General features: G+C 55.4%; 21 protein-coding genes. 19 read left to right on the forward strand and 2 right to left on the reverse strand.

Annotated elements, in window-relative coordinates:
• The first annotated feature begins 197 nt into the window (after positions 1-197).
• Positions 198-1,496 (forward strand): tetratricopeptide repeat protein, encoded by a 1,299-nt coding sequence (locus AB1A64_RS02855; RefSeq protein WP_366550017.1) that lies wholly within the window; start codon positions 198-200, stop codon positions 1,494-1,496.
• A 256-nt stretch (positions 1,497-1,752) separates the two neighbouring features.
• Here AB1A64_RS02855 and AB1A64_RS02860 read toward each other — a convergent pair whose 3' ends face one another.
• Entirely contained in the window at positions 1,753-2,322 is a 570-nt protein-coding gene (locus AB1A64_RS02860) for a TetR/AcrR family transcriptional regulator (protein ID WP_366550018.1), read from the reverse strand.
• Positions 2,323-2,447: 125 nt separating this feature from the next.
• Here AB1A64_RS02860 and gntH point away from each other — a divergent pair, with 125 nt between their 5' ends.
• The 4 genes from gntH to AB1A64_RS02880 all read left to right on the forward strand — a co-directional run bounded on the left by gntH (position 2,448) and on the right by AB1A64_RS02880 (position 7,992).
• On the forward strand, positions 2,448-3,641 hold the full coding sequence (gntH, locus tag AB1A64_RS02865; RefSeq protein WP_366550019.1) for a guanitoxin biosynthesis MBL fold metallo-hydrolase GntH: 1,194 nt from the start codon (positions 2,448-2,450) through the stop codon (positions 3,639-3,641).
• Positions 3,642-3,695: 54 nt separating this feature from the next.
• Positions 3,696-5,462, forward strand: a complete 1,767-nt coding sequence (locus tag AB1A64_RS02870; protein WP_366550020.1) for a hypothetical protein — start codon at positions 3,696-3,698, stop codon at positions 5,460-5,462.
• Positions 5,463-5,514: 52 nt separating this feature from the next.
• Positions 5,515-6,738: a HupE/UreJ family protein gene (locus tag AB1A64_RS02875; protein WP_366550021.1), complete on the forward strand. Its 1,224-nt coding sequence runs from the start codon at positions 5,515-5,517 to the stop codon at positions 6,736-6,738.
• 315 nt (positions 6,739-7,053) lie between these two features.
• Positions 7,054-7,992, forward strand: a complete 939-nt coding sequence (locus AB1A64_RS02880) for an efflux RND transporter periplasmic adaptor subunit (RefSeq protein ID WP_366550022.1) — start codon at positions 7,054-7,056, stop codon at positions 7,990-7,992.
• Positions 7,993-8,528: 536 nt separating this feature from the next.
• Here AB1A64_RS02880 and AB1A64_RS02885 read toward each other — a convergent pair.
• Positions 8,529-9,578, reverse strand: coding sequence for a LacI family DNA-binding transcriptional regulator (locus AB1A64_RS02885; RefSeq protein ID WP_366550023.1), 1,050 nt, complete (start codon positions 9,576-9,578; stop codon positions 8,529-8,531).
• Between the two features lie 127 nt (positions 9,579-9,705).
• Here AB1A64_RS02885 and AB1A64_RS02890 point away from each other — a divergent pair, with 127 nt between their 5' ends.
• The 14 genes from AB1A64_RS02890 to AB1A64_RS02955 all read left to right on the forward strand — a co-directional run bounded on the left by AB1A64_RS02890 (position 9,706) and on the right by AB1A64_RS02955 (position 25,908).
• Positions 9,706-11,211: a sugar ABC transporter ATP-binding protein gene (locus tag AB1A64_RS02890; RefSeq protein ID WP_366550024.1), complete on the forward strand. Its 1,506-nt coding sequence runs from the start codon at positions 9,706-9,708 to the stop codon at positions 11,209-11,211.
• A gap of 11 nt (positions 11,212-11,222) precedes the next feature.
• Positions 11,223-12,242, forward strand: a complete 1,020-nt coding sequence (locus tag AB1A64_RS02895; protein ID WP_366550025.1) for an ABC transporter permease — start codon at positions 11,223-11,225, stop codon at positions 12,240-12,242.
• A gap of 20 nt (positions 12,243-12,262) precedes the next feature.
• Positions 12,263-13,309 (forward strand): substrate-binding domain-containing protein, encoded by a 1,047-nt coding sequence (locus AB1A64_RS02900; RefSeq protein WP_366550026.1) that lies wholly within the window; start codon positions 12,263-12,265, stop codon positions 13,307-13,309.
• Positions 13,310-13,428: 119 nt separating this feature from the next.
• Positions 13,429-14,190 carry an ATP-binding cassette domain-containing protein gene (locus AB1A64_RS02905; protein ID WP_366550027.1) on the forward strand — a complete coding sequence of 254 codons (762 nt, stop codon included), beginning with the start codon at positions 13,429-13,431 and terminating at the stop codon, positions 14,188-14,190.
• Between the two features lie 13 nt (positions 14,191-14,203).
• Entirely contained in the window at positions 14,204-15,331 is a 1,128-nt protein-coding gene (locus AB1A64_RS02910; RefSeq protein WP_366550028.1) for an ABC transporter permease, read from the forward strand.
• An 83-nt stretch (positions 15,332-15,414) separates the two neighbouring features.
• The gene (locus AB1A64_RS02915; protein ID WP_366550029.1) at positions 15,415-16,566 is read left to right on the forward strand and encodes a substrate-binding domain-containing protein; all 1,152 of its coding nucleotides are present in this window, start codon (positions 15,415-15,417) and stop codon (positions 16,564-16,566) included.
• Between the two features lie 132 nt (positions 16,567-16,698).
• Positions 16,699-17,661 (forward strand): YncE family protein, encoded by a 963-nt coding sequence (locus AB1A64_RS02920; protein WP_366550030.1) that lies wholly within the window; start codon positions 16,699-16,701, stop codon positions 17,659-17,661.
• Complete coding sequence (locus tag AB1A64_RS02925) at positions 17,658-18,662, forward strand: 4-hydroxythreonine-4-phosphate dehydrogenase PdxA (RefSeq protein ID WP_366550031.1); 1,005 nt, start codon at positions 17,658-17,660, stop codon at positions 18,660-18,662. The genes AB1A64_RS02920 and AB1A64_RS02925 overlap by 4 nt, the downstream gene beginning before the upstream one ends.
• A gap of 10 nt (positions 18,663-18,672) precedes the next feature.
• On the forward strand, positions 18,673-19,848 hold the full coding sequence (locus AB1A64_RS02930) for an L-rhamnonate dehydratase (protein WP_366550032.1): 1,176 nt from the start codon (positions 18,673-18,675) through the stop codon (positions 19,846-19,848).
• A gap of 3 nt (positions 19,849-19,851) precedes the next feature.
• Positions 19,852-20,760: a dihydrodipicolinate synthase family protein gene (locus AB1A64_RS02935; RefSeq protein ID WP_366550033.1), complete on the forward strand. Its 909-nt coding sequence runs from the start codon at positions 19,852-19,854 to the stop codon at positions 20,758-20,760.
• A gap of 1 nt (position 20,761) precedes the next feature.
• The gene (locus tag AB1A64_RS02940) at positions 20,762-22,264 is read left to right on the forward strand and encodes an aldehyde dehydrogenase (NADP(+)) (protein ID WP_366550034.1); all 1,503 of its coding nucleotides are present in this window, start codon (positions 20,762-20,764) and stop codon (positions 22,262-22,264) included.
• 60 nt (positions 22,265-22,324) lie between these two features.
• Entirely contained in the window at positions 22,325-23,365 is a 1,041-nt protein-coding gene (locus AB1A64_RS02945) for a LacI family DNA-binding transcriptional regulator (RefSeq protein ID WP_366550035.1), read from the forward strand.
• 91 nt (positions 23,366-23,456) lie between these two features.
• Positions 23,457-24,545 carry an ABC transporter ATP-binding protein gene (locus AB1A64_RS02950; RefSeq protein WP_366550036.1) on the forward strand — a complete coding sequence of 363 codons (1,089 nt, stop codon included), beginning with the start codon at positions 23,457-23,459 and terminating at the stop codon, positions 24,543-24,545.
• Between the two features lie 31 nt (positions 24,546-24,576).
• Positions 24,577-25,908 carry an extracellular solute-binding protein gene (locus AB1A64_RS02955; RefSeq protein WP_366550037.1) on the forward strand — a complete coding sequence of 444 codons (1,332 nt, stop codon included), beginning with the start codon at positions 24,577-24,579 and terminating at the stop codon, positions 25,906-25,908.
• Positions 25,909-25,917: the final 9 nt, after the last annotated feature.

The raw sequence follows: 25,917 nt of genomic DNA on the forward strand, positions 1-25,917 counted from the left end.
ATTTTAACCGATGCTGCACTTTGGACAAACGTCCGATGGCGAGACGCTTCAAACAAATTGCCTTAATTCAGCCATACATTCCGCGCATCAGTACACAAAAAGCTGCATTTCTCATAAAAAACTGATGCCCATACAAAATGATTTTGCGTAATAGAATTCGGTTGCTCGCCATTATTGTGGCTGCGTCTGGAGTTGGGTTGATCGTCTACAAATCATTCAAAACTATGGCGTTTGAGCGCGTCGATTCCACGCTGGCTGCTTGCAAGAGCGCCCGCCATACGGACAAGCAGGTCGAAATCTGCGCCGAGGCGCTGGCTGCGCACGACAAGGCGATTTCGAAATACCCAACTGACGATCACATTGATCATACTTGGCAGGACCAAGCGTGGCTCAAAGGGATTATGGGTGATTACGCGGGTTCCATGTCGGATATCAACAAAGCTCTAGAGCTCAATCCGAACTCGGCTTGGGCTTGGTATTGGCGAGGACGACTGAGCATGCCGGCTGGGAATTTGGAATCCGCGATTTCTGACTACCGGCAGGCTCTGGTATTAGACCCTCTTTATTGCGCACCAAGCCGGAGACTTGGGTATATGACGTGGGTGATCTGGAAGGTTGGGGGGCGTGACCCTTCGGCACTGGACAAGATCCTAAAAAGAGAACAAGGCAAGAGTCCCAACAACCCGGATATGGCTTTCGTAAACCATTTGGCCAACTATGCGGATGGACCGCAAGCGGGGGCGCTGAATGCGCTGGACCTGTTGATACAATCAACTGATCGTCCCGAGTACCTGATGCTGTTGCGCGCAAGACAGAACATGCAGATTGAGCAATACGAGGCAGCGTTAGAGGAGCTGTCGTATTTGACACAAGGCCCGGAACTCTACGAGCAATTAGGTGAGGGATTCAGAGCGCAAATATCTGAATTAAGGGCCGCCGGAAATGAATGTGCGGCCGATGTGTTTAGTGGGCACAATTCAAACTTCTATTTTGTTTACAGCGATGGGTTGCGACTCAAAGTGAACGCACAAATGGAAGTGGAGGATTGGGCGGGCGCCTTAACTTCAGTGGACAGGCTAATAGAAAATGGGCGCCAGGAGCATATGCCTTGGACCACGAAAGGCGAAATTCTCGAACAATTAGATCGTTTGGAGGAAGCAGAGGCGAGCTACAAGGAAGCCATCCGATTGGCGCGGCCAGAAAACTACGATGCAGGCCATGCAACTTCCCCACCGTTCATTGAAGCGCTGTTTCGCCTTGCCGCCATCTATGAGGAAAAAGGCAGGTTGGTTGAAGCGCAGGTTATATGGGATGAAGCCTTGGCGGTAGCCGACAACAGTGTGATCTGGGATATTCAAGAATTAATGAAGAATGCAGGTCACTTTGCGGGTGACAGGACCGATGTTTACGATCCGCAAACCAAAGCTGCGGTACACGCCTGCTTGAAGGATGCCACTTGCAAATGGGAGAGTATCGGGGGGCTACAGTTACGTTAGCGCACGCTATCGCGCTTCGCCAAAAAGTGACAAAGCGTCATTCGCAGACTTGTGATAAAGGGCCGCTTTGTCCGCACATCGGTCATTTGGGAGAAACCGCTCAAAGTCAGCTGTGCGGACGAAGCGGACCTTGATGGTCACAGACTGAACGTCGGCTTCTGGCATTGTTGCGTAAGCTGTTTCTACAGGGCGATTGAAAACTGGCAGTCCGTTTCGAGCAAACTTACAATGCCGGGCAACATTCTTCTTCTATCTTCTACTGTCCGACAAGAATTGCATGTTCCCGCTCTATAACCTTTTCCCAATCGCCTTGCGCTTTCAGACCGGTCGAAGAGTCTCCCATTAGCGAAGTAACCATCAGTCTTCCACGCGCTTTCGCTTCTTCTTTCGAAAACCCGGCCTGCTCAAACATCCAGGCGGCGAACTGGAATCGTTTGCCGATGGTTCTTTGATACGCTTCTCTTACCTTCTCATCGGTATTCGCCCACACTGAGACAGCGTGATCTGGCAAGGCGGCGTCCTCTTCAATGACCTTTTTCATAAGAAGAAGAATGCGGTCTTCCGGGGGGCCGCCAAATGTCTTTGCCTTTGCGATCACTTTGTCAGTCAGTTCCTGCTCCCAATATCTGAGAACCTCATCCAAAAGCTCACGGACGTTCTTGAAATGCCAGTAAAAGCTGCCGCTTGTCAGGTTCAGTCGCTTTGCCATTGGCACGACCTTTATCGCGGAAACGCCGCCCTCATTGAGTACTTTGTAGGCCAGCAATATCCAGTCTTCCTTGGTCGCGGCGTTTTTTGGTGAGTTTCGAGCGATAGATTCTGACATTCAGATTACAGCATTCTTTATTTGACATAGAGCAGTCTATGGACTTACCGTAGAGATGTCTATGGTGAACGAGAGGTTCACGGTTTCGTGTTCTCTTACGAGGCTTCGCTTTGAAGGGGGGATCAATGAATAACTTAATGAAAACCGCAGCTGGTACATTGATGGCACTAGGCGTGACACTGGCTGGCACTGCCACGGCCCAAAACGCCTTGCCGACGGGTCGGAGTGCCACTGAAATCGAAAACGGTGTATATCCCGCGTCTTACTTTCCCAACACTGAAATCCTCGGCGAGGATGAGATGCGTATCACGGCATTGGGTACGGGGATGCCAAACCAAACCAAGGCAGCCGTTTCGATTTCGTTTTATGTGGAACTTGGGAATGGGGACGTCTTTCTGTTTGACGTAGGAACTGGCGCAACGGGCAACCTGTTCTCGCTGCGACCGGACTTTGCAAAGGTCGATAAGGTCTTTTTCAGCCATTTACATGTTGACCACGTTGGAGATTTCATGGGCCTCCACGTTGGGGGGTGGCTTTCAGGCAGGTATACCCCGCTCCGCATCTTCGGCCCGTCCGGATCAGAAGATGAACTGGGCACCAAAGCCTATGTTGATGGCATGTCCAAAGCCTATGCTTGGGATTTGGCCACACGTACGGGGGCGCTGCCGGATGATGGCGCCAAGCTCGAAGTCACTGAATTCGATTACATGCAGGAAAACGAGATCGTTTATGAGGAGAACGACGTAACTATCCGTTCTTGGCCTGCGATCCACAGTCTAGATGGCTCGGTAAGCTACTCTCTAGAATGGAATGGGCTGAAATACGTCTTTGGTGGCGATACATACCCGAACAAATGGTATGTCGAATATGCCAAAGGGGCGGACCTCGCTTCTCACGAGGCGTTTCTACCACCGGATGCGCTAGCCCCTTATTTTGGCTGGGACATGAAACAGGCGACTTACGTAGCTACGCGCGTTCATACGGAACCTGCGGCTTTCGGCAAAGTTATGTCCGCTGTCGAGCCACGCATGGCCCTAGGGTATCACTCTGTTCTTTCGCCCGAAAACTATCAGGCAATCCTGGAAGGTGTTCGTTCGACATACGATGGACCGCTTACGCTGGCGCGAGATCTACAGGTGATAAACGTAACCAAGAATCAGATCGTTGTTCGGGAAGCGAGTGTTGACGACTATGCGCTGCCACCAGCTGTGAGCGACGAATACATCAATGCACCGCGTTCAAAAGAAAAAGAGCCTTCTGAAAAGGTTCAAGCCGGCAAATGGGATGGTTACACGCCACCGCCAATGCCGGAAAATTAACGTTCAGGGGTGAACAAAATTCCAATTTGGCGGTATCTGTGCCGACTATTCTTGATGCTGAGCGTGATGGCCTCGGGTGCACAGGCCGTTTCAGCAGATGTCGTTTTGACAAACGGTTCGGAAGTCGCACCCAATATTGCTGTCCTTCATGTCAAAGATGATGGGGTTTACGTCGACCTTGAGGTCTATGTCGAAGATATTCCTTTGTTTGCGGATATGCTGCCAATCGGATTGTCATCCGATTTCGTCGAGGGTGGGCCTGAATTTGAACAAGAGTCCGATCAAGGTTCTGCCCAAGCCAAAAGTCGGGCGCTGTCTATTGTTGCAAGGGACGAACAGCCCCTACACGCTGAAATCAGAAAGTTAGAATACCGAACGCGCATCGACCGGGCCTCGCCGCTTGCAGGTCAGCGCGATCCATTCTCGGGTCAAATTGTTCCCAGCCCGCCAAAAGATCCGCGTGTTCTGTTCGTCGAAGTGTTCTTTCCGTTTCAAAACTCAGTTCCCAACGAGCTGACCATAATGCCTCCATCGCAGGATGGCGAACCACTGGTGACAATCGGGATGCAGGTTTTTGACCGAGAGGTTCCGGTCACGGATTTCAGTTTCTTGGCAAAGCCCGCAGAGTTAAAGATTCACTGGCCTGATCCGTGGGATAGCCGCTTTTCTGCTGAAAGCCTGAATCGAAAAGCTCAGGACGGGACATCCACCTTTCTCTACATCGAACCTCGTGAAGTTCGGCATGAGACGTTGATCCGTTTGCGTGAACTGGCGCCTTGGATTGGTGAAACTACCGAAGTCAGTCAAACACTTTCGCCACAGCGTAGCGCCTTGATCGTAAACCAAGCAGCGGTCTTCCTGGCTTCTCGTAACCCGGTGTCAATTGATGGCAAATTAGTGCAACCGTCGAACGCGACAGCCAAACTCCTGGAGCTGACATCGCAGGGTTTTCAGGTTGTCGAGCCTGGAAAGGAAGTGTCCGTGAACAACGCGTTTATCGGGGCTATCCTGTCTTTCTCATCGGCAGACCTTCCCGATCAGGTGACGGTCACATGGGATATGTTTGACGAGGAAATTTCTCGCGTTGCGACCATTTCAAACGATATCGCCGGGCCATTCTTTGGAGCTGTGACACCGGCAGACCCTCAATTTCATTGGCAGAACCGCTTGCTCCAATACGAAAGAGCATCTGTTACTCAGATTCCAGTTGAGCAGCAGACAAGACAGAACCCGGCAATGGCTTTGATCTTCGGGATTATCAGTGCCGCCTCACTTGGTTTCTTCCTGCTGTGCAGGGGCAAAGTTGCAAAGCGCATCAGTTGCGTAACAATGATTGCCGCAACATCGGAAACAGTCGCATTTTCGGGATATTTGCCGGACTTGCCTTGGAAGAAGTCTGATCCCCCTGAGCTGCAGGCTGCGGAAGATATACTGCGCTCAATGGTCGAGAATTTGAGCACGGTGTCTCTGGAAATTTCACCGGCCGCAAGAAAGTCAGAGCTGGCACACATTGTAACGGAAGCGTCTCTGAGTGACATCGCAACAGAGGTTGAACGTGGTCTCGTGATCCGAACGCCAGGAGGCAGTCTTGCTACAGTTACCGAAATTAGAGACCTGAATTTAGAGCGCGTTGACCCGACCCTCAAACCGGGTGGATTTAGCACTCTGGCCAAATGGACAGTGAAAGCCCAAGGCGGTCATTGGGGGCACGCCCACATACGCGCCGTTACGTTTAGGGTGCTGGCCGAGGTCATACCTGAGTCAGGGCGATGGAAGCTGGATGGATTAACTGTAATCGAGGCTCGCGATCCAAATGCGTAAGTGTTTAAGACCAAAGGTTTTTGCTTTCGGCACTATGTTTGTCGGTGTGTTTTTGTCACTGACGCTGTCAGCCTCGGCACATTTTTTGCTTAACCTCAACGTTCGAATTTCGCATGTCGAGCATTCCGAAGACGGTCTGCGTGTCTACATCCGTACGCCCATGCCTTATCTGGTTGCAGACAAGGTCGGTGATCAGGATGGTGATGCCTTGCCGAAAGCTGCACCATTCACGACTAATGCCATGAGCGACGGTCAGTTGGTCCACTTTGTCGACTTGCAGGCTGTCATGAGCGATCCCAATGGGCTAGGGCAAATCGCCGAAGGTGGGTTGCATCTGTTGGTCGACAATCAGCGCTTAAGAGGAACAGTTCAGGCCGTTCGCTTGCATCGAGTTGGAAATGAGCCCGGATTTGCAACTTTGGCCGAAGCTCAACAGGCCGTGGACACCGAAACGGCCCTCATGCCGCCGCTTTTTGTTGGTGACACAATTATCGATCTCGTCCTGTATTACGACACTGACGGCCCGGTCCAATCGTACAGCATTTCTAACGTGCTAGACCCCGGCTTGCCGGATCAGGACCAAACGGCCAACCTCATTCTCGACTACGCGTCGGACACACCGCAGATATTCCGATCTCGGGGTCTGATGACTGAACCATTGGTGGTTCAGCAAGAGGGGTATGGAGGATTCCTGAGTTTTGTCTGGGAAGGCATACGACATATCCTCGAAGGCTTAGATCATGTTCTTTTTGTTGTGTGTTTGGTCATTGGAGCACAGACACTCAGGGCGCTATTGCTGCGTGCAACCGGTTTTACCGTTGGGCATAGTGTAACGCTGTCGCTGGGCTTTTTCGGGTTTGTGCCATCGGGCGCTTGGTTTGTTCCTGCCGTTGAAACCGGGATCGCGCTTTCTATCATTTTTGCAGCCGCAGCGGCGTTTTTGACTTCTAAGGACAACGCGCGTTCTGAGGTCACGATGGTGCTTCTGACAACGCTGATTGGTCTCTTGCACGGGCTTGGGTTTAGCTTTGTGTTGCACAAGATCTTGCAGGTTACATCGCCAAACATCTGGCAGAGCTTGCTTGCATTCAATCTTGGCGTCGAGCTTGGCCAGGTCGCCATTATTCTGGCGCTCTGGCCTGCCTTGATAATCTGTCGGCGCGTGAATTCCAGTTTGTGGATGTCTATACGAGTCGGTTTAGCTGGTGGATGTGCGGCTATCGCCTGCTTTTGGACCTTTCAGCGAATTGCCGAAGTTTATTTCACGCTGGCTTGAGGTCATTGCAATGACGCATGAAGTGACGAATGCCTGTGAAAGAACGTGGACTTTCTGTTGTTCCGCAGCATTGGAAAGTATGCGCTCCAAGCCGCCGTGTGGTGGTCGGAGTTGGGCTTCGATTTCGCGACTTGCAAAGTTCGGCATTTGCCTCCGCAACCTGAATGGTTTGCAACTACGAAAAATGTCCAGATCCTGCGACGCCGCCAAACGTACTGCTCCTGTTTGGGACGAAGGTCTGGGTGGTCAGGCGGGCAGAGTTTGTTCAAATAGTATGATCAAGATTTATGAAACTCAGATAACCAGGAGCACAAAGTGATAATTATTCTTCTGATCTATTTTGGACTTCTATGGCTCGTTTTTTTCAAGCTGAAGCTGCTGCCATGGAACCGGCCCAGCAAGGCCATGTCCGCCCTGGTCGGTCTGGGAATTTGCCTGTACGTCATTGCCCAGCTAAACACAACGACGCCTTCGGGTCGGATTGCCGTCATGGGCGTGGTCGTGGAAATTGCACCATCGGTGCGCGGAGAAGTTACGGCGGTTCAAGTGACACCCAACCAGTCTGTGGCAGCCGGAGAAGTGCTTTTCCAAATAGATCCAGCTCCGTATCAGGCCGCTGTCGACGAGGCCAAGGCATCTGTGGAAATTGCATCCCTGACTCTACGGCGGCAGCAAACCGTATTTGACAAAAATCCAGGACTGTCGGTCTCGCAGCAGGATCTGGACGAAAGTCGCGCGGCGCTGGAGGCCACCGAGGCGCGGCTACAATCCGCACAAATCGACCTCGAAGACACTACCGTGGTTGCACCAATGGACGGGATCGTCACAGCCGTAAACCTGTCACCCGGCAATCAGGTCACTTCTTCGGCTGGCGTGATGCCGTTCATCGAAACGGATTCATTGCGTCTGGTCGGTGTGTTCAGCCAGAACGGGTCGGTCGCCCTAACGGCGGGGATGCCAGCAGAAATTGTGCTGGATGCGGCGCCGGGAAAAATCCTGACCTCCAGAGTTTCTCAAATCTCACCAGGCACATCAGGCGGGCAGATCCCGGTGAGCTCGGATCTGCTCTCAGCGGCGTCCATAGGCTCGACTTCCGAAGTTCTGGTTATTCTGGACTGGCCTGAGGACTTGCCCGACCACGCCGCGCAGCTTGGCATGGTTGGCTCGGCCACGGTTTACAGCCCTGAAGCAGGGCCCTTCGAAATCCTTGCAAAAATTCTCATTAGGATTCGTGGATTGGTCGCCTATCTTTGATAGATTTAATTTGGATTAACGCACGCTCAAGCAACCACATCTTTGGTACTGTGATCACGACAAACTGCTTTCCCATTTAACGCACTCATTGCTTTTTTTGTGCCGCAGTTGGCTGTTATTCTTCACATCCAACCTCAGATCGGACAACTGATCAAGGGCACGGATATGAGATTTCTTTCTCTTCGCAACTCGATTCCGAACCCTACCGGGCCTTGCAATTAGGATTCCCCGAATGTCAGCTTCGGGCTGGCAGCGGCTATCGTCATCACTCCAGTCAACGGCAGCAAAGTCCCCGAGACAGCCTTTCTTACTTGTTCCACTGAACGGCCATCACTCAACCAGAGATCGCGTCACATAACACCGCTTCAAGGATGTTCACAGTTTGGTTTGGCAGTAGTGAACACCCGAGGTTGTATAACAACGTGCATCGATTGTCTTTTGCAGAGTTTTAAGGAATTGAGGCTAGTTGCTCCACCTCGCAAACTCTCTGAAGAGTTTGGTATGAAAAATGAAGCTGGTGAAGGCAAGAAGCCTGGCTATTCATTCGACCTGGCTTTCCTCACTGTACTTCCGGGAATGAGCCGAAACCCGACGTCCTTTGTGGATTTTGTCGGTTCACCATTGATCTGTGCCAGCACCATCTCGGCAGCGATCTGGCCAATTCTGAGGTGAGGGACCGCGATTGATGTCAGCCGATAGGGTTGTATCGCCGAAATTGGTAGGTCGCCCCATCCTGCGATGCCGATGTCGCTGGGGACGCTCAGGCCGATTTTCTGAGCGTATTGCAGTCCGCCGATTGCCATATTGTCATTTTGATAGAAAATGACTTCAACGTCGCGATGCGCCGCCAGCAATTGTTCGGTGCCGTAAAACCCGGTGTAAAAACCTGGCGTGTCTTTGAGAAGAAGCTGTTTTTCAAGTCGCCCGTTTGCGTCTTCAATAGCCTTCGAGAACCCATGAAGCCGCGCGGTAGCAGCATTTGCCACATCATGAGACGTGCCGACGTAGCCAAACTTTTGGTACTCCATTCCGGCAAGATAGCGGCCCATGCTATAGCCGCTGTCAAAGTGGTTCAGCCCAACACACATATCAAGGGGACTGGAATTGAAATCCCAGATTTCGACCAAAGGAATGCCCGCACCGCGCAGCATTTGGATTGCCTTCTGGCTATGCGAGCGTCCCGTGATGATCAGCCCGGCAGGTTGCCAAGACAGAACGGTCTCGATCCATTTTTCCTCATGGTCGATTTCATGCTCGGTCAAACCCAGCACGGTTTGATGGCTGAACGCACCAAGCTTGCGGTCGATGCCTTCCAGAACCTGCGCGAAGATTTCATTGCCCAGTTCCGGGATGCTTACGCCGACAAAAGTAGACTTCTTGTCGCCCGCGAAAACAGTCGCCAAGCGATTCGGCAGGTAGCCCAACCTATCCACTTCGGCCATAACCTTGGCACGCGTTTTTTCCGAAAACCCGCCTTCATCGCGCAAGACTCGACTGGCCGTCATCTTGGAAACGCCTGCAGCCTTTGCCACTTCTGCGAGGCTCACCTTATTGTTTTTACTTGTTTTATCAGGGTCACTGCTCATTTACGTTACGGGTAACTCTTTTTTGTTGACAATAGGCTGACCTGTGCGAATGCTAGCGTAACGTTACGGGTAACTCAATACGATGTTGAGGAGCATTGGGGTTTCCTAGGTCTGGGAGGAGGCGGCTGTGCCTAGCACTGCGCAAAACAATTTATTCTTCGACGGGATAAAGAAGCATTTTGGAGGCACCTATGCGTTGCGCGACGTGTCTCTGAATGTCGAACGCGGTGAGATTGTCGCCCTGCTGGGCGAAAACGGGGCAGGCAAATCGACCCTCATCAAAATCCTTGGCGGCATACACAAAGCTGACGAAGGTCGGGTTCTGATCAATGGTCGGCCTTACGAACATCGTCCAGGCGGATTTGGAGAGCGTCAGTCCGTTGCTTTCATCCACCAGGATCTGGGCATGATCGAATGGATGACGGTGGCCGAGAATATTGCGCTGGCCCTCGGCTACTCACGCAAAAGCGGGCTGATCAACTGGAAGTCCGTCGACAGCTTTGCGCAGGATGCCCTGGATAAGGTGGGGTGCGAGTTTGATCCGACCACGCGGGTGCAGGACTTGTCACGCACCGAGAAATCTCTGGTCGCAATCGCGCGCGCGTTGGCGGTGGATTGCGACTATCTGGTTTTGGATGAGCCGACGGCGTCGCTTCCGGCCGATGAAGTTGAGAGGTTGTTTGAGGCGCTACGTCCTTTGAAGGAACAGGGCGTCGGCATGATCTATGTGTCTCACCGGCTGGATGAGATTTTTCAGATTGCCGACCGGGTGGCTGTTCTGCGGGACGGCGAGATGGTTGGTCTTCGCAGCATTGACCATACGACGCCGGAAGAGCTGGTTTATATGATTGTCGGTCGCAAGACTCGGCAGGTGATGAAGCCGGACATCCCGCCGGGCGATACGCTGCTTGAGGTGTTCGGCTTGAATATGGAAGCAGCGCATAATGTCAGCTTTCAACTGCAGACCAATGAGATCGTCGGTCTTGTGGGCCTTCGCGGCGCAGGGCACGAGAACGTATCGCGTGCGCTATTCGGGTCGGAAGCGTTTAGCGGTCAGATTTCGTTGCATGGTGAGACGCCTGACCTGAGCTCTCCACAAACCGCAATGGCGTCCGGGATCGGCTTGGTCGCGCGGGACAGAACCGAGGAATCTGTAGCCATGTCGCTGACGATCCGCGAGAACACGTTCCTGAACCCTGCGGCTATAGGGCGGTCGTTGCTGTCCTTCATGAGCCATCGGGTTGAAACGGAAAGTGCCGCGCGTATTGGTGCGGATGTGGCTCTGTCTCCCAATGATCAAAGCATGGCGATCGAAAGCTTGTCGGGTGGGAACCAGCAAAAGGTTGTCATCGGGCGTTGGCTTGAAACCAAACGCAAGCTGTTGATCTGTGAAGATCCGACCGCGGGTGTGGATGTTGGTGCCAAGGCGGAAATCTACGCCCTGCTGAACCGCGCCATGGAGGACGGTGTTGGCATCATTGTCGTCTCGACAGACTTTGAGGAAGTCGCGGCCATCTGTCATCGCGCTATTGTCTTCAGTCAGGGTCAGATCGTACGCGAACTGACGGGCACCGAACTGACAACTGAAAACCTGATACAGGCTGCTTCGGCGTCGAACGCAGTGGCGAGTTAAGGAATACGACTATGCAATCGCTTGAATCCAACGCGCTGGAACCCACCAAGGCCGAGTTGAAAGGTGCCTCGGTCAAAACACGTATTCTGCGGTTTCTGCCGGTTTATGGTCTGGTCCTGCTGACAGGCTTTCTGATCATCCTGTTTTCAATCCTTCTGCCGAACACGTTTCCAACGCTTCTGAACCTGCGGGCGATTATCTCGGACAAGGCTATCATAGCGTTGCTGTCCTTGGGGGCGATGATCCCGATGGCCGCAGGGCGTATCGACCTGACGGTCGGGTACGGGATCGTGCTGTGGCATATTCTGGCGATCTCATTGCAGACAATCTATGGCATCCCGTGGCCTATCGCGGTGGCTATCGTCCTGTCGCTGGGTCTGCTGACGGGATTCCTGAACGGATTGCTGGTCGAGGTTGCCAAGATCGACAGCTTCATCGCCACCTTGGGGACGGGTACGGTGCTCTATGCGCTGGCGCTGTGGCACACAGGTGGGCGTCAGATGGTCGGGGCATTGCCTGACAGCTTTTATGCGATCAACGGCACCTTTGTCTTCGGCCTGCCAATCACCGGGTTCTATGTGCTGGCGATCACTGTCGCGATGTGGCTGATCCTGGAGTACACGCCGATTGGCCGGTATCTCTATGCGATAGGTGCAAACCAGCGCGCCGCGCAGCTGAACGGTATTCCGACACGAAAATTCGTCATCGGTGCGTTCATGTCATCGGGACTGATCACCGCCTTTGCGGGCGTGTTGCTGGCGTCGAAATTGCGGATCGGCCAAGCCTCGGTCGGTCTTGAATTCCTGTTACCTGCTTTGGTCGGAGCCTTCCTTGGGTCCACGACCATCAAGCCGGGACGCGTGAATGTTTGGGGAACAGTCGTGGGTGTCGCGATCCTGGCTGTTGGTATCTCGGGCATTCAGCAATTCGGTGGATCCTTCTGGGTCGAGCCGATGTTCAACGGTGTCACGCTGCTGATCGCAATCGGTATTGCCGGTTACGCCCAGCGTCGCAAAGGCGCCAAAAAGTAAACAGCATAAGGGAGGAGATTATGCTGAAACGGACTTTCATGACGGTATCCGCCGCCGCACTTTTGACGGGTTTAGGTGTGTCGGCGACTGCCGAGACCGCGTTTGACGGGCCCACTAGCGGACCAAAGGCCGTCGAAGGCAAATCCATAGTTGTCGTGGCAGGTGATCTGAAGAACGGCGGCATTCTTGGGGTTACCAACGGTGTCGAAGAAGCGGTCGGTACAATTGGTTGGGACGTGCGCGTACTTGACGGTGCCGGCTCCATTCAGGGGCGGACCGGGGCAATTGGTCAGGCGCTGGCTCTGCAGCCAGACGGGATCATCATCAACGGTTTTGACGCCATCGAACAGCAGGCCGCGCTGGAAGGCGTGGTAAACGCGGGCATCCCGATGGTGGCCTGGCATTCCGGTCCTAAGATCGGATGTGACGCGCCCGGGGGTATCTTTGCCAATGTCTCAACCGACGCAATGACCGTCTCTGAGGTGGCTGCGGAATGGGCGATGGATGATGGCGGCAACGGTGTGGGAGCGATTATCTTCACCGACTCAACCTATCAGATCGCTATCGACAAGGCGGACCGGATCAAAGAAACCATCGAAGCTGCAGGCGGCACGGTGCTGGAATATGTCGACACACCCATCGCTGATACCTCGGCCCGAATGGGCCCGCTGACCACCAGCCTGTTGCAGAAGTATGGCGATCAGTGGACGCACGCGCTTGCGATCAACGATCTGTATTTCGACTTCATGGGACCGGCGCTTGCAGCGGCTGGTATTTCCTCGGCAGATGGCCCGCAAGCGGGGTCCGCCGGAGACGGGTCCGAGGCCGCATTCCAGCGTATCCGCAGCGGCAGTTACCAGACCATCACCGTGGCCGAGCCACTCAACCTGCAAGGCTGGCAACTGGTGGACGAATTGAACCGCGCCATTCAGGGCGAGGCATGCTCGGGCTATGTCACGTCACCGGCACTGGTGACCGAAGAAGGTCTGGCCAAGCTGGGCGACAGCAACCAATTTGACCCTGACAGCCCCTATCGCGAAGCCTACGCAAAGATCTGGGGCAAGTAACCGATCCGGTGGTCCTTGCCTGAGTTGGCAAAGGCCCCGCTCGAAAAGATGACACAGCGCAAACCCACCTCAGCGGTCTTTCGACCGCCATGGCGGAGCTTTGCGCAAAGGAGGAAACCATGAGCGAACAGCCATTGGTTCAAATGCTGGGAATAACCAAACGCTTCGGTGGGGTGACCGCGCTGCAGGACGTCGATCTGACGGCCCATGCAGGAGAAGTACTCGCCATCGTCGGGGACAACGGGGCGGGTAAATCCACCCTGATCAAGATCCTGACCGGAGTGTATCAACCCACCGAAGGTCACATCCTGATGGATGGAAAACCGTTGGAGATGGCCAGCCACTCTGACGCAATCGCAAACGGGATTGATGCGGTTTACCAGACCCTCGCACTTGCTGATCACCTGTCACCAGCGGCCAATATGTTTCTGGGCAATGAGCTGACCAAGAACGTTTTTGGAATTCCGTTTCTGGACAACAAGCGTATGAAAACCGAGGCCGCCCGGGTTTTGGAAGATCGCCTGGGCGTCCGGCTTCGGTCGATGGATGTGATGACCGAAAGCCTGTCAGGCGGCCAGCGGCAGGCGGTCGCGATTTCGCGCGCGGTCTATCACGAAGATCTGCGCTTGTTGGTCATGGACGAACCCACGGCAGCTTTGGGTCCGCAGGAAACCGCGCGGACGCTGAAACTGATCAAGACGCTGCGCGAACAGGGTCTTGCCGTGATCCTGATTTCGCATTCGCTGGATGACGTCTTTGAGGTCGCGGACCGCGTGCATGTGCAACGCCGGGGTCGCGCCGTTGGCGTTGTCAAAACTGCGGAGAGTTCCGTCCAAGATGTTCTGGGCCTGATTGTCGGTGCCCAGGATGCGGCTGCGTGAAGGAGAAATAGACATGAGCGCAGCAACAACAAACCCCGAACACAAGACATTCATGGAGCGGCTTGAACCATATCTGGCATTCATCGGCCCCATGGTCATGATCCTGGCAATCCTCATCTTCATGGGGATTGCGGAACCGGCGCGGTATTTCCGCCTCACCAACCTGAACCTGATCCTGCTGGATGCAGCGCTGTACATGCCGATGGCAATGGCGATGACCTTTGTCATCACACAGCGTGGGATTGACCTGTCGATTGGCTCGATTGCGGCCCTGTCCGCGATCCTGATGGCCTTTCTGGTCAAGCAATATGGTTTCCCGGCCTGGGTGGCCGTGCCCCTGGCGATTGTCCTTGGCGCGATCATGGGCCTGATCAACGGGCTGGTCATCACCCGGTTCAAGGTGCCGGATCTGATAGGCACACTGGCGATGGACCTTGTCTATCGCGGACTGGCGTTGGTCATTGCAAAAGGTTTGGTTCTGGCGCGTTTTCCCGAGCTGATAACCGAGATCGGGCGCGGCCAGATTCCCGGCTTTATCCCGGTTCCAGTGGTCTTGGGCCTGATCACGATGGCCATTGGCTATGTGGTCCTGACCCGAACCTATTTTGGCCGTTATACGATTGCGATCGGCTCCAACCCGGAGGCCAGTGAAATGACAGGCGTGGCCGTCGATCGCCATAAAATCTACGCCTATGTGCTGATGGGTGCTGCGGCAGCGATGGCGGGTGTCATGCTGACCGGTAAGCTGAATGCCATTCAGGCGACCTCGGCCCCGTATTTCAACCTGCACGTCATTGCGGCAGTTGTGGTGGGCGGCACCTCGCTGTTTGGCGGGCGCGCCTCAATGCTCGGCTCGCTAGCCGGTGTGCTTTTGCTTTCGATGATGATCAACGCGCTGGTCACGCTACGGATCGAGTTCTTCTGGCAATCCGTCGCGTCGGGCGTGGTGATTGTCAGCTCGGTTGCGCTCTACACGTGGATGCAAAAGAAAGATCGCGATGGCGCACGCAGCCTGTTGGCCGGGCTACGCACCAAAGAGGCGCAGAAACTGATCCGTTTTTCCGCAGCGCTGATCGGAGCACTCATCCTGTTGCTGGCCCTTGGGGCCGGGCTGGCAACCGAGCCTGCGCCAAGCGGCTAAGGCAATAAAGGTGGTGCGCCGGGAGGTAGGAGTCCCGGCGCACCTGCAAGACCCCACAATGTTCGCGAAAGGGAGGACTTACCGTGAGACAATTCAACAAAGCACTACTGACGACAAGCGCGTTTTGCATGTGTGCCACTGCGGCCTTTGCCGACGGGCACGGAAAACTGCCGCTGAAAGAGCTGCCGGGCATCGAAGAGCGCGACTATTGGGTTCCCGGTGAGGTGAATGCCGATGGCAAGCTGGAAGCATTGCAAGCCATGACGGGGGCCGAGGCGGTCAAGTACTCGGGCGCGCAGGACGGGCCGCTGCAGATCGCGCTGATTTACCCCTCCGCCGACACGTCGGATTTCTGGGCGCGCAACTATCTGGCGATGACTAAGCGTCTGGACGAGTTGGGTATCGAATACGAGACCACCGAGTTCGCCAGCCGTCAGATCGAACACAGCCTGCAATCGACCTATGCCAATCAGGTGGTGCAGGATTCGGACCTTTATGACTTTGTCATCTTCGGCCCGTCGGAACTGGCAATTCAGGCGGATAACATCGACAAGATGGCGGGCAACGAGGGGTTTGCGACCTTTGTCTGGGCCTTCCATACGCCACCCAAGGAACTGGCAAACCAGCCGGATGCTTGGTTCGATTTCAGCTCGGCCGCCGGAGCACTAACCATGTGCGACTATATGCTGGAACGTCTGGGCAGTGATGTGACCATGGCGATGAACCGCGGAATTCCGGGGATCACCGACGATCAGCGCTCGGGCGATTTCAAAGCCTGCGTTGAGGAGAAGGGAAACTGGACCACTGCCTATGAACATTATGGCGAGTACCAGCGTGAAGGCGGCTTCGAAGGCACCAGTCTGATCCTGCAGGCCTATCCCGAAGCTACGATCATCCACAACGCCAACACCGCGATGGCCATGGGGTCGGTCGAAGCACAGGTTGCCGTCGGTAAGGAAAAGGATGTGTTCTCGACCGGTTGGGGCGGCACGGGCCTTGAGCTGGATGCAATCCGTCGCGGCGAGCTGGATGCAACCCCTATGCGCATGGGTGATGACGTCGGCGCCGCCACAGCTGAGGCGATCAAGGCGCATATGGAAGGCCGCCAGGACGAACTGCCGTTTGTCTTCCTTGGTCGGATCACTGTCGCTCATGACCAGATGAGTGCTGAAGAACTGGACGCGTTGGAACAGGAAGCGTTCCGGTTCTCGGGCGTTGGTGCACTGGAGCGTTGAACGGGCTGGGCGGGGCTTTCCCGCCCAAACCCACCTGGTTCAAGCCGAATTGGGATTGACGATTGCTTCTGCGGTTAATAACGATGTGACCGGTCACATAGGGTGAAAAGATGATGTGGAAAGGGATCCAAGATGGCGCAATCCATGATGCTGATCGAAAAATGCAGCCATTGCGTAAGCTGGTACGATATTGAAACAGGGGCCCGTCAGGGCCGCTTGGATCTGCCGCATTTTCCCCATGAATTCGTGGTCGATGACGACTTTCACTATGCCTATGTCGGTCACTACGGTGTTCAGAATTCAGGCATCGACGGCACCGATGGCCGCTCGGTCATAGTGATTGATATCTGCAAGCAGGAAATCGTTCACACCTATGATCTGGGCGAGCACGCCCGCCCGCATGGGATCGGTCTTGACGGACAGGGCCGGCTTTATGTGCTTTCGGAATGGACCGGACATCTACTGGTCAAGGAAAACCCGCGCGCCTTCGATCAGGGCTGGGATCACATTACCCCCACCGGCGGCACCAAATGCCATCTGTTTGCTCTGACCAAGGACGGGCACACGGCCTATTCGATGAACCTGAACTCGGGCGATGTGACGGTGTTCAACCCCTATGATGTATCCGTTGTTCCGATTTCGATAAAAACCGGACAAAAGCCCGAAGGACGTTGCCTGCGCGAAGAGGCGCATACGCTTTACACGTCTCAGCGAATTTCCAACACGGTGGCCGTGATCAACACGGACACGTTGGATATCGAGCGCAGCTTTCCGACGCCGGATGACCCCTGCCGCATCTACTACGATGCGAAACGAAATCGGCTGGTCACGATGAACCATTTCGGCGGCTCGTTTTCCGTCTTTGACGAGGCAACGGGGGAAATGCTGCACGAACAGAAAACACCTGCGAACCCGCTGGCGCTGTGTATCGATGACGAGGCCGCATTCGCCTATATCGCCATTGATTGCGAACAGGTGCTGCGGTTCAACCTCGACACGTTCGAGGTGGTGCAGACCTTTGATACGGGCAAGGAACCGGATGTGATGGTGATCCTGCCCGATGGATATTCAAATTATTGGGAGACTGCGGCATGACGAAACCGCGTATCGCTATCGTACCTGGCGACCCGTCCGGGATCGGGCCAGAACTGATTGCCAAATTGCTGAATCAGAACGGCGTGCAGGAGGCCGCAGATATTGTTCTGGTGGGTGACAGTCACCTCTGGCAGCGCGGCGCGGAACAGGCCGAACTGGATGTGCCGCTAAACACAGTGGATGCGGTGGCAGATCAACCGGGTCTGTCGCATCTTGAGCTCGATACGATCGCATCCGAGGACGTGAAGATCGCAGAGGTCACCGTTGAGGGCGGAACCACATCGCTTCGCTGTCTCGACCAAGCGATGGATCTGGCGATGGCCGGACAGGTCGATGGCATCCTGTTTGGACCGTTCAACAAGGCCGCGATGACAGCGGCAGGCCTGAATGCCGAGGATGAACACCGCTATATGGCGCGCTATATGGGCCATGATGGATACCACTCGGAACTCAACGTTCTGGACGAGTTGATGACAACACGTGTCACCTCTCACATTGGTCTCAAAGATGTCGCCGCCAATATCACCGAAGACGGAATACTGAAAGCTGTTAATTTGGCCAATGACACGCTGCGAAAGGCCGGGAAAGCCCGCCCCAACATCGCGGTAGCCGCGCTGAATCCCCATGCCGGCGACAACGGAAAATTCGGGCGGGAAGAGATCGACATTCTGGAGCCCGCCGTGCGCAAAGCACAACAGAAACAGTTGAACGTGACGGGGCCATGGCCGTCTGACACGGTGTTTCTGAAGGCGCAGCGCGGTGAGGTCGATGCGGTTGTGACCATGTATCACGACCAGGGTCAGATCGCGATCAAGCTCTTGGGGTTTGAGCGCGGCGTGACCGTTGCCGGTGGGTTGCCCATTCCGGTGGCGACCCCGGCCCATGGCACCGCTTTCGATATTGCCGGACAGAACAAGGCCAATCCGGGCGCAACACGGCAGGCGTTCGACCTGTTGGTGCGTATGGCAAAGACGCATCGCGCAGAACGCTGCGCGGACTGAGGAGACCAAGATGACCAAAATCAAATCCGTGCGCACCCGCGTCTGGAACTGGACCGGGCCGACTGTGCCACCCACCGGCAATTTCTGCACCAATGCATCGGATGTCCTTTGGGATAAGGGCGATGCAATGTCATCGTTCCGGTTCCACCAGTGGCTGACCTGCGAAATTGAGACCGAGGACGGCACCATCGGCATCGGCAATGCTGCGCTTGCGCCCACGGTGGTCAAGAAGGCGATTGATGACTGGTTCGGGCCTATGGTCATCGGCGAAGACCCGTTCGACTATGCCTATCTGTGGGAAAAGATGTACCGGCGCAGTCACGCCTGGGGCCGCAAAGGCATTGGTATGACGGCGATCTCGGCCGTGGATCTGGCGATCTGGGATTTGATGGGCAAACTGGCTGGCAAACCAGTGTTCAAATTGCTGGGCGGTCGCACCAAGGAAAAGATTCCGGTCTATTACTCCAAGCTCTATTCCGGCCCTATTGAGGCTATGCAGGCCGAGGCGGAAGAGGCCAAGAAAAACAACTATCCCGGATACAAGATGCGCTTTGGCTGGGGGCCAAAGGACGGCATGGCGGGTATGCGCGAGAACCTCAAACGGGTTGAAGCGGTGCGCGAGGTGATCGGCTACGATGTGGACCTTATGCTGGAATGCTACCAGGGCTGGAACCTCGACTACACCAAGCGGATGCTGCCAAAGCTGGTCCAATATGAACCGCGTTGGCTGGAGGAACCGGTCATTGCTGATGACGTTGAAGGGTACCGCGAACTCAACGCGATGAACATCGTGCCGATCTCGGGGGGTGAGCACGAGTTTTCGGTCATCGGCTGCAAGGACCTGATCGAGAAAAAAGCCGTCAGTGTCCTTCAATATGACACCAATCGCGTCGGAGGCATCACGGCGGCGCAAAAGATCAACGCCATCGCCGAGGCTTTTCAGGTGCCGGTCATCCCGCATGCGGGCCAGATGCATAACTACCATCTGACCATGGCCAACGCGAACTGCATGATCAGCGAATACTTTCCGGTCTTCGATGTCGAGGTCGGAAATGAGCTGTTCTACTACATCTTCGAAGGCGATCCGGATGCCGTAGACGGAATGCTGGACCTGGATGACAACAAGCCCGGTCTGGGAATCGAGATCACTGACAAGCACCTGAAACATTTTGAGATAACGGAGTAAACCATGACTTACACCGGTATCTGGCCCGTCGCGCCGACGCCATTCAATGAAGACGGCTCGCTCGATCTTGAGGGGATGAAGCGCGTACTGGATTGTCTGATCGATCAGGGCGCGGACGGGATTTGCGTTCTGGCCAACTTCTCGGAACAATTCCTTATTTCAGACGAAGAACGTGCAATCCTGACGCGGCTGAGCCTTGAGCATGTCGCCGGTCGTGTCCCGATGATCGTGACGATCAGCCATTTTGCCACACAGATCGCGGTAGAGCGCGCGAAATTCGCCAAGGATCTGGGCGCGGACATTGTGATGATGATGCCGCCCTATCATGGGGCGCTTCTGAAAGGGAACGCTCAGCAGACATTCGAACAGTTTGCAGCCGTGGGCGAGGTTGGCATTCCGATCATGGTGCAGGACGCGCCATTGTCGGGCGTCGATCTGCCGGTGCCGCTGCTGGTGCGCATGGCGCAAGAGATCGACATGGTGAAACTGTTCAAGATCGAATGCCCGCGCGCCGCCAACAAGCTGCGCGCGCTGATCGCGGAAGGCGGTGACGCCATCGAAGCACCCTTTGATGGTGAAGAGGGCATTACCCTTTTGGCCGATCTGGATGCAGGCGCCACAGGATCGATGACCTCGGGCATGATTGTTGATCAGATCAAGCCGGTCCTTACACATCACCATGCGGGTCGCGTGGCAGACGCAACTGTGGCCTATGGGCGTGTGGCGATGGTGATCAATCATGAAAACCGCCAATGCGGTTGGCAATCGTGCAAAGCCGCAATGGTCGAAGGCGGAGTCATCCGATCCGAGATTTGCCGCCACCCGATTGATCCGCTGCAACCGGCCATTCGCGACCGTTTGATAGACCTTTTGAAACCGTTGGACCCGATGGTCCTGAAATGGGGAAAATAAGATGATCCTTGGACAAAACCTGATCGACGGCAAATGGGTCGGATCAGCCAATTCGCGTGCTTCAGACGATCTGGACGGGCAGAGCTTTGCACAAGCGACAGCGACGCAGGTGGACGAGGCCTGCAAGGCCGCACGCCGCGATTTCCGTGCGTATTCCGGCAAGTCGCGGGCCGAGCGTGCCGCGTTTCTGCGCACGATTGCGGACCAAATGGATGTGTTGGGGGATGAAATCACCCAGACCGGGATGGCCGAAACCGGCCTGCCCGAAGCGCGTCTGGTGGGTGAGCGTGGGCGCACCACCGGACAATTGCGCATGTTCGCTGACCTGATCGAAGAGACCGGATATCTTGATATCCGCAAAGACGGCGCACTTCCTGACAGGACGCCACTCCCCCGTCCTGATCTGCGCCTGACGCACAAAGCCATCGGCCCAGTAGCCGTCTTTGGTGCGTCGAACTTCCCGCTCGCCTTTTCTACGGCGGGCGGGGATACAGCCTCGGCTTTGGCCGCTGGATGCCCTGTGATCGTCAAGGGCCACAGCGCCCATGCGGGAACCGCCGAGCTTGTGGCGCAAGCAATTGCAAAAGCGATCGAGATTTGCGGCATGCCCTCGGGCACGTTCCAGATGGTACAAGGCTCCGGCCGTGAGGTTGGGTCTGCGCTTGTTCAGCATCCTGAAATTCGGGCGGTTGGCTTTACCGGATCGCTGGCCGGGGGGCGTGCTCTCTATGATCAGTGCCATGCGCGACCGCAGCCAATCCCATTCTATGGTGAGTTGGGCTCGGTCAATCCAATGTTTTGCTTGCCTGCCGCAATGGCCGCCCGCGCCGTTGAAATCGGGACAGGTTGGGCCGCGTCCCTGACAATGGGCGCGGGTCAATTCTGCACCAATCCCGGCGTCGCCGTCATGCTGGCCGGGCCTGAGTCTGACGCGCTGGAATTGGCTTGTGCGACTGCGCTGAATGATACGGCTGAACAGAAAATGCTGACCGACGGCATCCACGGGGCTTTTGAACAAGGCGTTAGGGAATTCCGCGACCTGATGGTCGAGGTCACGTCTTGCGGGGCGGCAACCGGCAATCGCGCGGCTGTTCCGGCGCTGTTCAAAGTCAGTGCCAAGGAATGGATGGCAAATCCAAAGCTGCAGCACGAAGTCTTTGGGGCGGCGGGCATACTCGTCCGCTGTGACGACATTGACGAGATGCGGGCGGTTGCTGAGTGCATTGAGGGTCAGCTGACATTGACCTTGCACCTGGATGACGCAGACGCAGAACTTGCCAGCAACCTGATGCCGGTGCTGGAAGAAAAGGCAGGCCGTTTGCTGGCCAACGGTTTCCCGACCGGCGTCGAGGTGTGTTCCGCGATGATGCATGGCGGGCCTTATCCGGCAAGCACGGATGTTCGCGCCACATCGGTTGGTACCCTGGCCATCGTGCGCTGGCTGCGACCTGTAAGCTATCAGAATATGCCTGCGGCGCTTTTGCCCAGCGAATTGCAGGGCTGACGTTCTAAGATTGTGACCGGGAACAAGGTGGTCTAACTTCTGCCCAAAGGCGGTGGTTGCATGACGAACAAGATTCCCGGTCGCACGCATGTTACGATGCGAGACGTCGCCAAAGCGGCAGGCGTTTCGCGGATGACAGTCAGTCGGGCACTGAAGAAAAACAGCCCTATTTCCAAAGAAACCCGGGACTATATCCTGCAAGTCGTCAAGCAGATGAATTATGTGCCTGACCAGATGGCGGGTTCTCTGACGACCAAGAAATCCGGCTTTGTTGCGGTGCTATTGCCCTCTCTGAATAACTTGCACTTCGCGTTGACGGTTCAAAGCCTGACGGAAGAGTTGGAAAAGGTGGGTCTGCAATTGCTGCTTGGGCACACGGACTATTCGGCCGAGCGCGAGGAGCAGTTGGTCGAAACCATGTTGCGCCGCCGCCCGGAAGCGATCGTTCTCTCCTACGACGGTCATACACAGCGCACGCTTGATTTGCTGGCCGACGTATCGGTGCCCATTGTGGAAATCTGGGAAAAACCAAAACATCCCATTGCCCACACGGTTGGGTTTTCGAACTCCAAAGCCGCCTATGACATGACGAAGGCGCTAATTGAGCGTGGCTTCAAGAACATTGTTTTTCTTGGCGAGGGCCAGGATGACTGGACCCGAGGCGCAGCACGCCGGGACGGTTTTGAGCAGGCCATGCGTAGTGCGGGGCTGGACTCAAAAGCGCAGATCATGTTGGGAACGCCGCCGCTAACCATCGAAAATGGTGCCGCTGCTGTAGACGTTATCTTGGAGCAATATCCGCAGGTGGAATGCGTGTTTTGCGTATCGGACATGGCGGCCTTTGGCGTTCAGAGCCGTCTTCTGCAAATTGGTAAATCCGTGCCCGAAGATATCTCTGTCGTTGGGTTCGGGAACTTTGAAGTTTCGCGGTTCAGTTCCCCCTCGATTTCCACCGTTGTTGTCGATCCGACCGAGATCGGGCGGCAAACCGGCAAGCTTATTTCGCGCCTTTTGGACGAGGATGAAAGCTCAACAGATTCGCCTTGCCACGTAACGCTGACACCGCGCGTCGAGTTTCGCGAAAGCTGCAAGCCCCTTTAAATTTATAAACCCTTGATGAGAATAAATATAATTTACTATGTGACCGGTCACATGGGTGATATTGTGACCGGTAACAAAGGGTGGAGGAACAATGCCCCGGATACGGTTGGAAGGCCTCGTGAAACGGTACGGGGACTTTGAGGTTCTGCATGGAATTGACCTCGAGATGGAGGAGAACGAGTTCACGGTCTTTGTCGGGCCGTCCGGCTGCGGGAAGTCCACGACACTTCGCATGATCGCCGGGCTTGAGACGGTCTCGGACGGTGAGATTTTCATTGATGATAAACCGGTCAGCCATTTGGAGCCCAAGGCCCGCGATCTGGCAATGGTGTTTCAGGACTATGCGCTCTATCCGCATCTCGACGTGGCGCGGAACATGTCCTTCGCGTTGCGGCTGCAGAAAGTTCCAAAGGCGGAGATTGACAGGAAGGTGGGCGAGGTCGCCAAGATGCTGGGCCTCACCGAGTATCTGCATCGCAAGCCGGGCGAGTTGTCAGGGGGACAGCGCCAGCGTGTTGCAATGGGGCGGGCGCTGACGCGCGACAGCAGCACCTTTCTGTTCGACGAACCGCTATCCAATCTGGACGCCAAATTGCGCGGGCAGATGCGGGCTGAGCTGGCGCTGATGCGTCAACAGGTGCAGAAAAACATGATCTACGTCACCCACGATCAGATCGAGGCGATGACACTCGCGGACAGGATCGTCGTGATGCATGGCGGGTACATTCAGCAGCAAGGCACACCGGAAGAACTGTATAAGCGCCCGGCCAACAAGTTTGTCGCCGGGTTCCTCGGATCGCCCCCAATGAACTTTCTGGATGCAACGGTCGAAGATCGAAGTGGCCAGTTGTTTGTAACCGGGGCAGGCTTCGCCATCGGTCTCAGTCAGGAACGTCAGAAAACCCTGTCGAGCGCTGACCTGAGCAACGTCATCCTTGGTATCCGACCTTCTGACCTGAGCTACAACCCGGATGCCCCGGAAGCTGCCAGTTTGGACCTGAAAGTTGTGGTGTCTGAATACATCGGCGCGCAGTCGGTTCTGATCTGCGACTGTGCAGGTCAGAAAGTCGAAGTCGAACTGAAGTCAGACACACCCATCGCCTTGGGTGAAACTCTTCGGTTCGAAGTCAACGCAGACGCAATTCATCTCTTTGATCGCGAGAGGGAGGTCGCCCTGTAACAGCGGCCCAAGACCAGCATGGGAGGAGCAAATGCTGAACTTACTCAAACAAACCGGTGCGGGCGTCGCGGCCCTGACACTGACGGCCGGGTTGGCCATCGCCAATCCGTACGAACCCTACGAAGGCACAACTTTGGTTGTTAACTTCCCAGCCCATCCGCACTTTGATGCGGTCATGCAGGTGTTGCCGAAATTCACGGAAGAAACCGGAATTCGCGTGGAAGTCGATCAGCTTCAGTACCTGAAAATGCGCGAGAAGCAGACACTGGAACTGACCAAAAACAAAGGTGATTATGACCTGATCGCCTATGTGGTGTTTTCCAAAGCTGACTATGTCTATGCCGACCAGTTGGAGAACCTTGCCAAATATTTCATGAATCCCGCGCTCGCAGATCCGGCCTATGACGCGGATGATCTGATTGATGGTTATGTTGGCAACATTGGCGTCGCGGGCGGCAGCAAAGGATATCTGCCGGGACCAACCGGGTCGCTGTTCGGCGTCCCTTTTGGATCAGAGACATCAATCCTTGGGTACCGCAAGGACATTTTCGAAAAGCATGGGCTTGAGGTTCCCAAAACCTACGACGAGCTGCTGGAATTGGCGTGTAAGATTCCTGAGCTGGAACCCGGCATGGGTGGCTTGGCATCGCGCGCGGCCTCGGGGCATCACGCATCGCACGCCTACCTGCTGCATCTTGCTCCTCTGGGCGGTCGCATCTTCGACGAGAACTGGAACCCGATTATGAACAACGCTGAGGGGGTCAAAGCCGCCGAAGCGTTGAAGACAATTGTCGATTGTGGCGCAGAGGGGGCCGAGACCTTCGGGTTCGCTGAAGCGGGCGCATCTTTCCTGCAGGGCAATTCGGCGATGTTTCTCGACTCCACCGTCTTTGCCGGTCAGGTCAACAATCCGGAGAGATCAAAGGTTGTGGGTCAAATCGGCTGGGCTCCGCATCCCGAAGGCGCGCGCCGTGGCAGCCAGACCGGTGGGTTTGGCATTGGTATCCCGACAAACGCCCAGAACAAGGATGCAGCTTTCCTGCTGATGCAATGGCTGACGTCGAAAGAGGCGGATAAGGCAATCGCGATTGCCGGAGGTAACCCATCTCGGTTCTCGACCCATTCCGATCCGGATGTACTGGCCGAGCAACCGCATCTTGAGGTGTTTGGCGAGGCGCTCAAACATGCAGATCCTGACTGGCGACCGATCATCCCGGTCTGGGGTAAGATCAATGCTGATCTGGGGACAACGCTCAGCCAGGTTCTAACCGAAGACCTGGATATTCAGATAGCGCTGGATGGTGTGGCTGAACGCAGCAAAGCGATCATGGATGACGCCGGCTACTACACCTGGCAGCAATAGGTTCTCCAC

Origin of the sequence: Ruegeria sp. ANG10 (genome assembly GCF_040705255.1) — a bacterium.
Classification (GTDB): Bacteria; Pseudomonadota; Alphaproteobacteria; order Rhodobacterales; family Rhodobacteraceae; genus Ruegeria.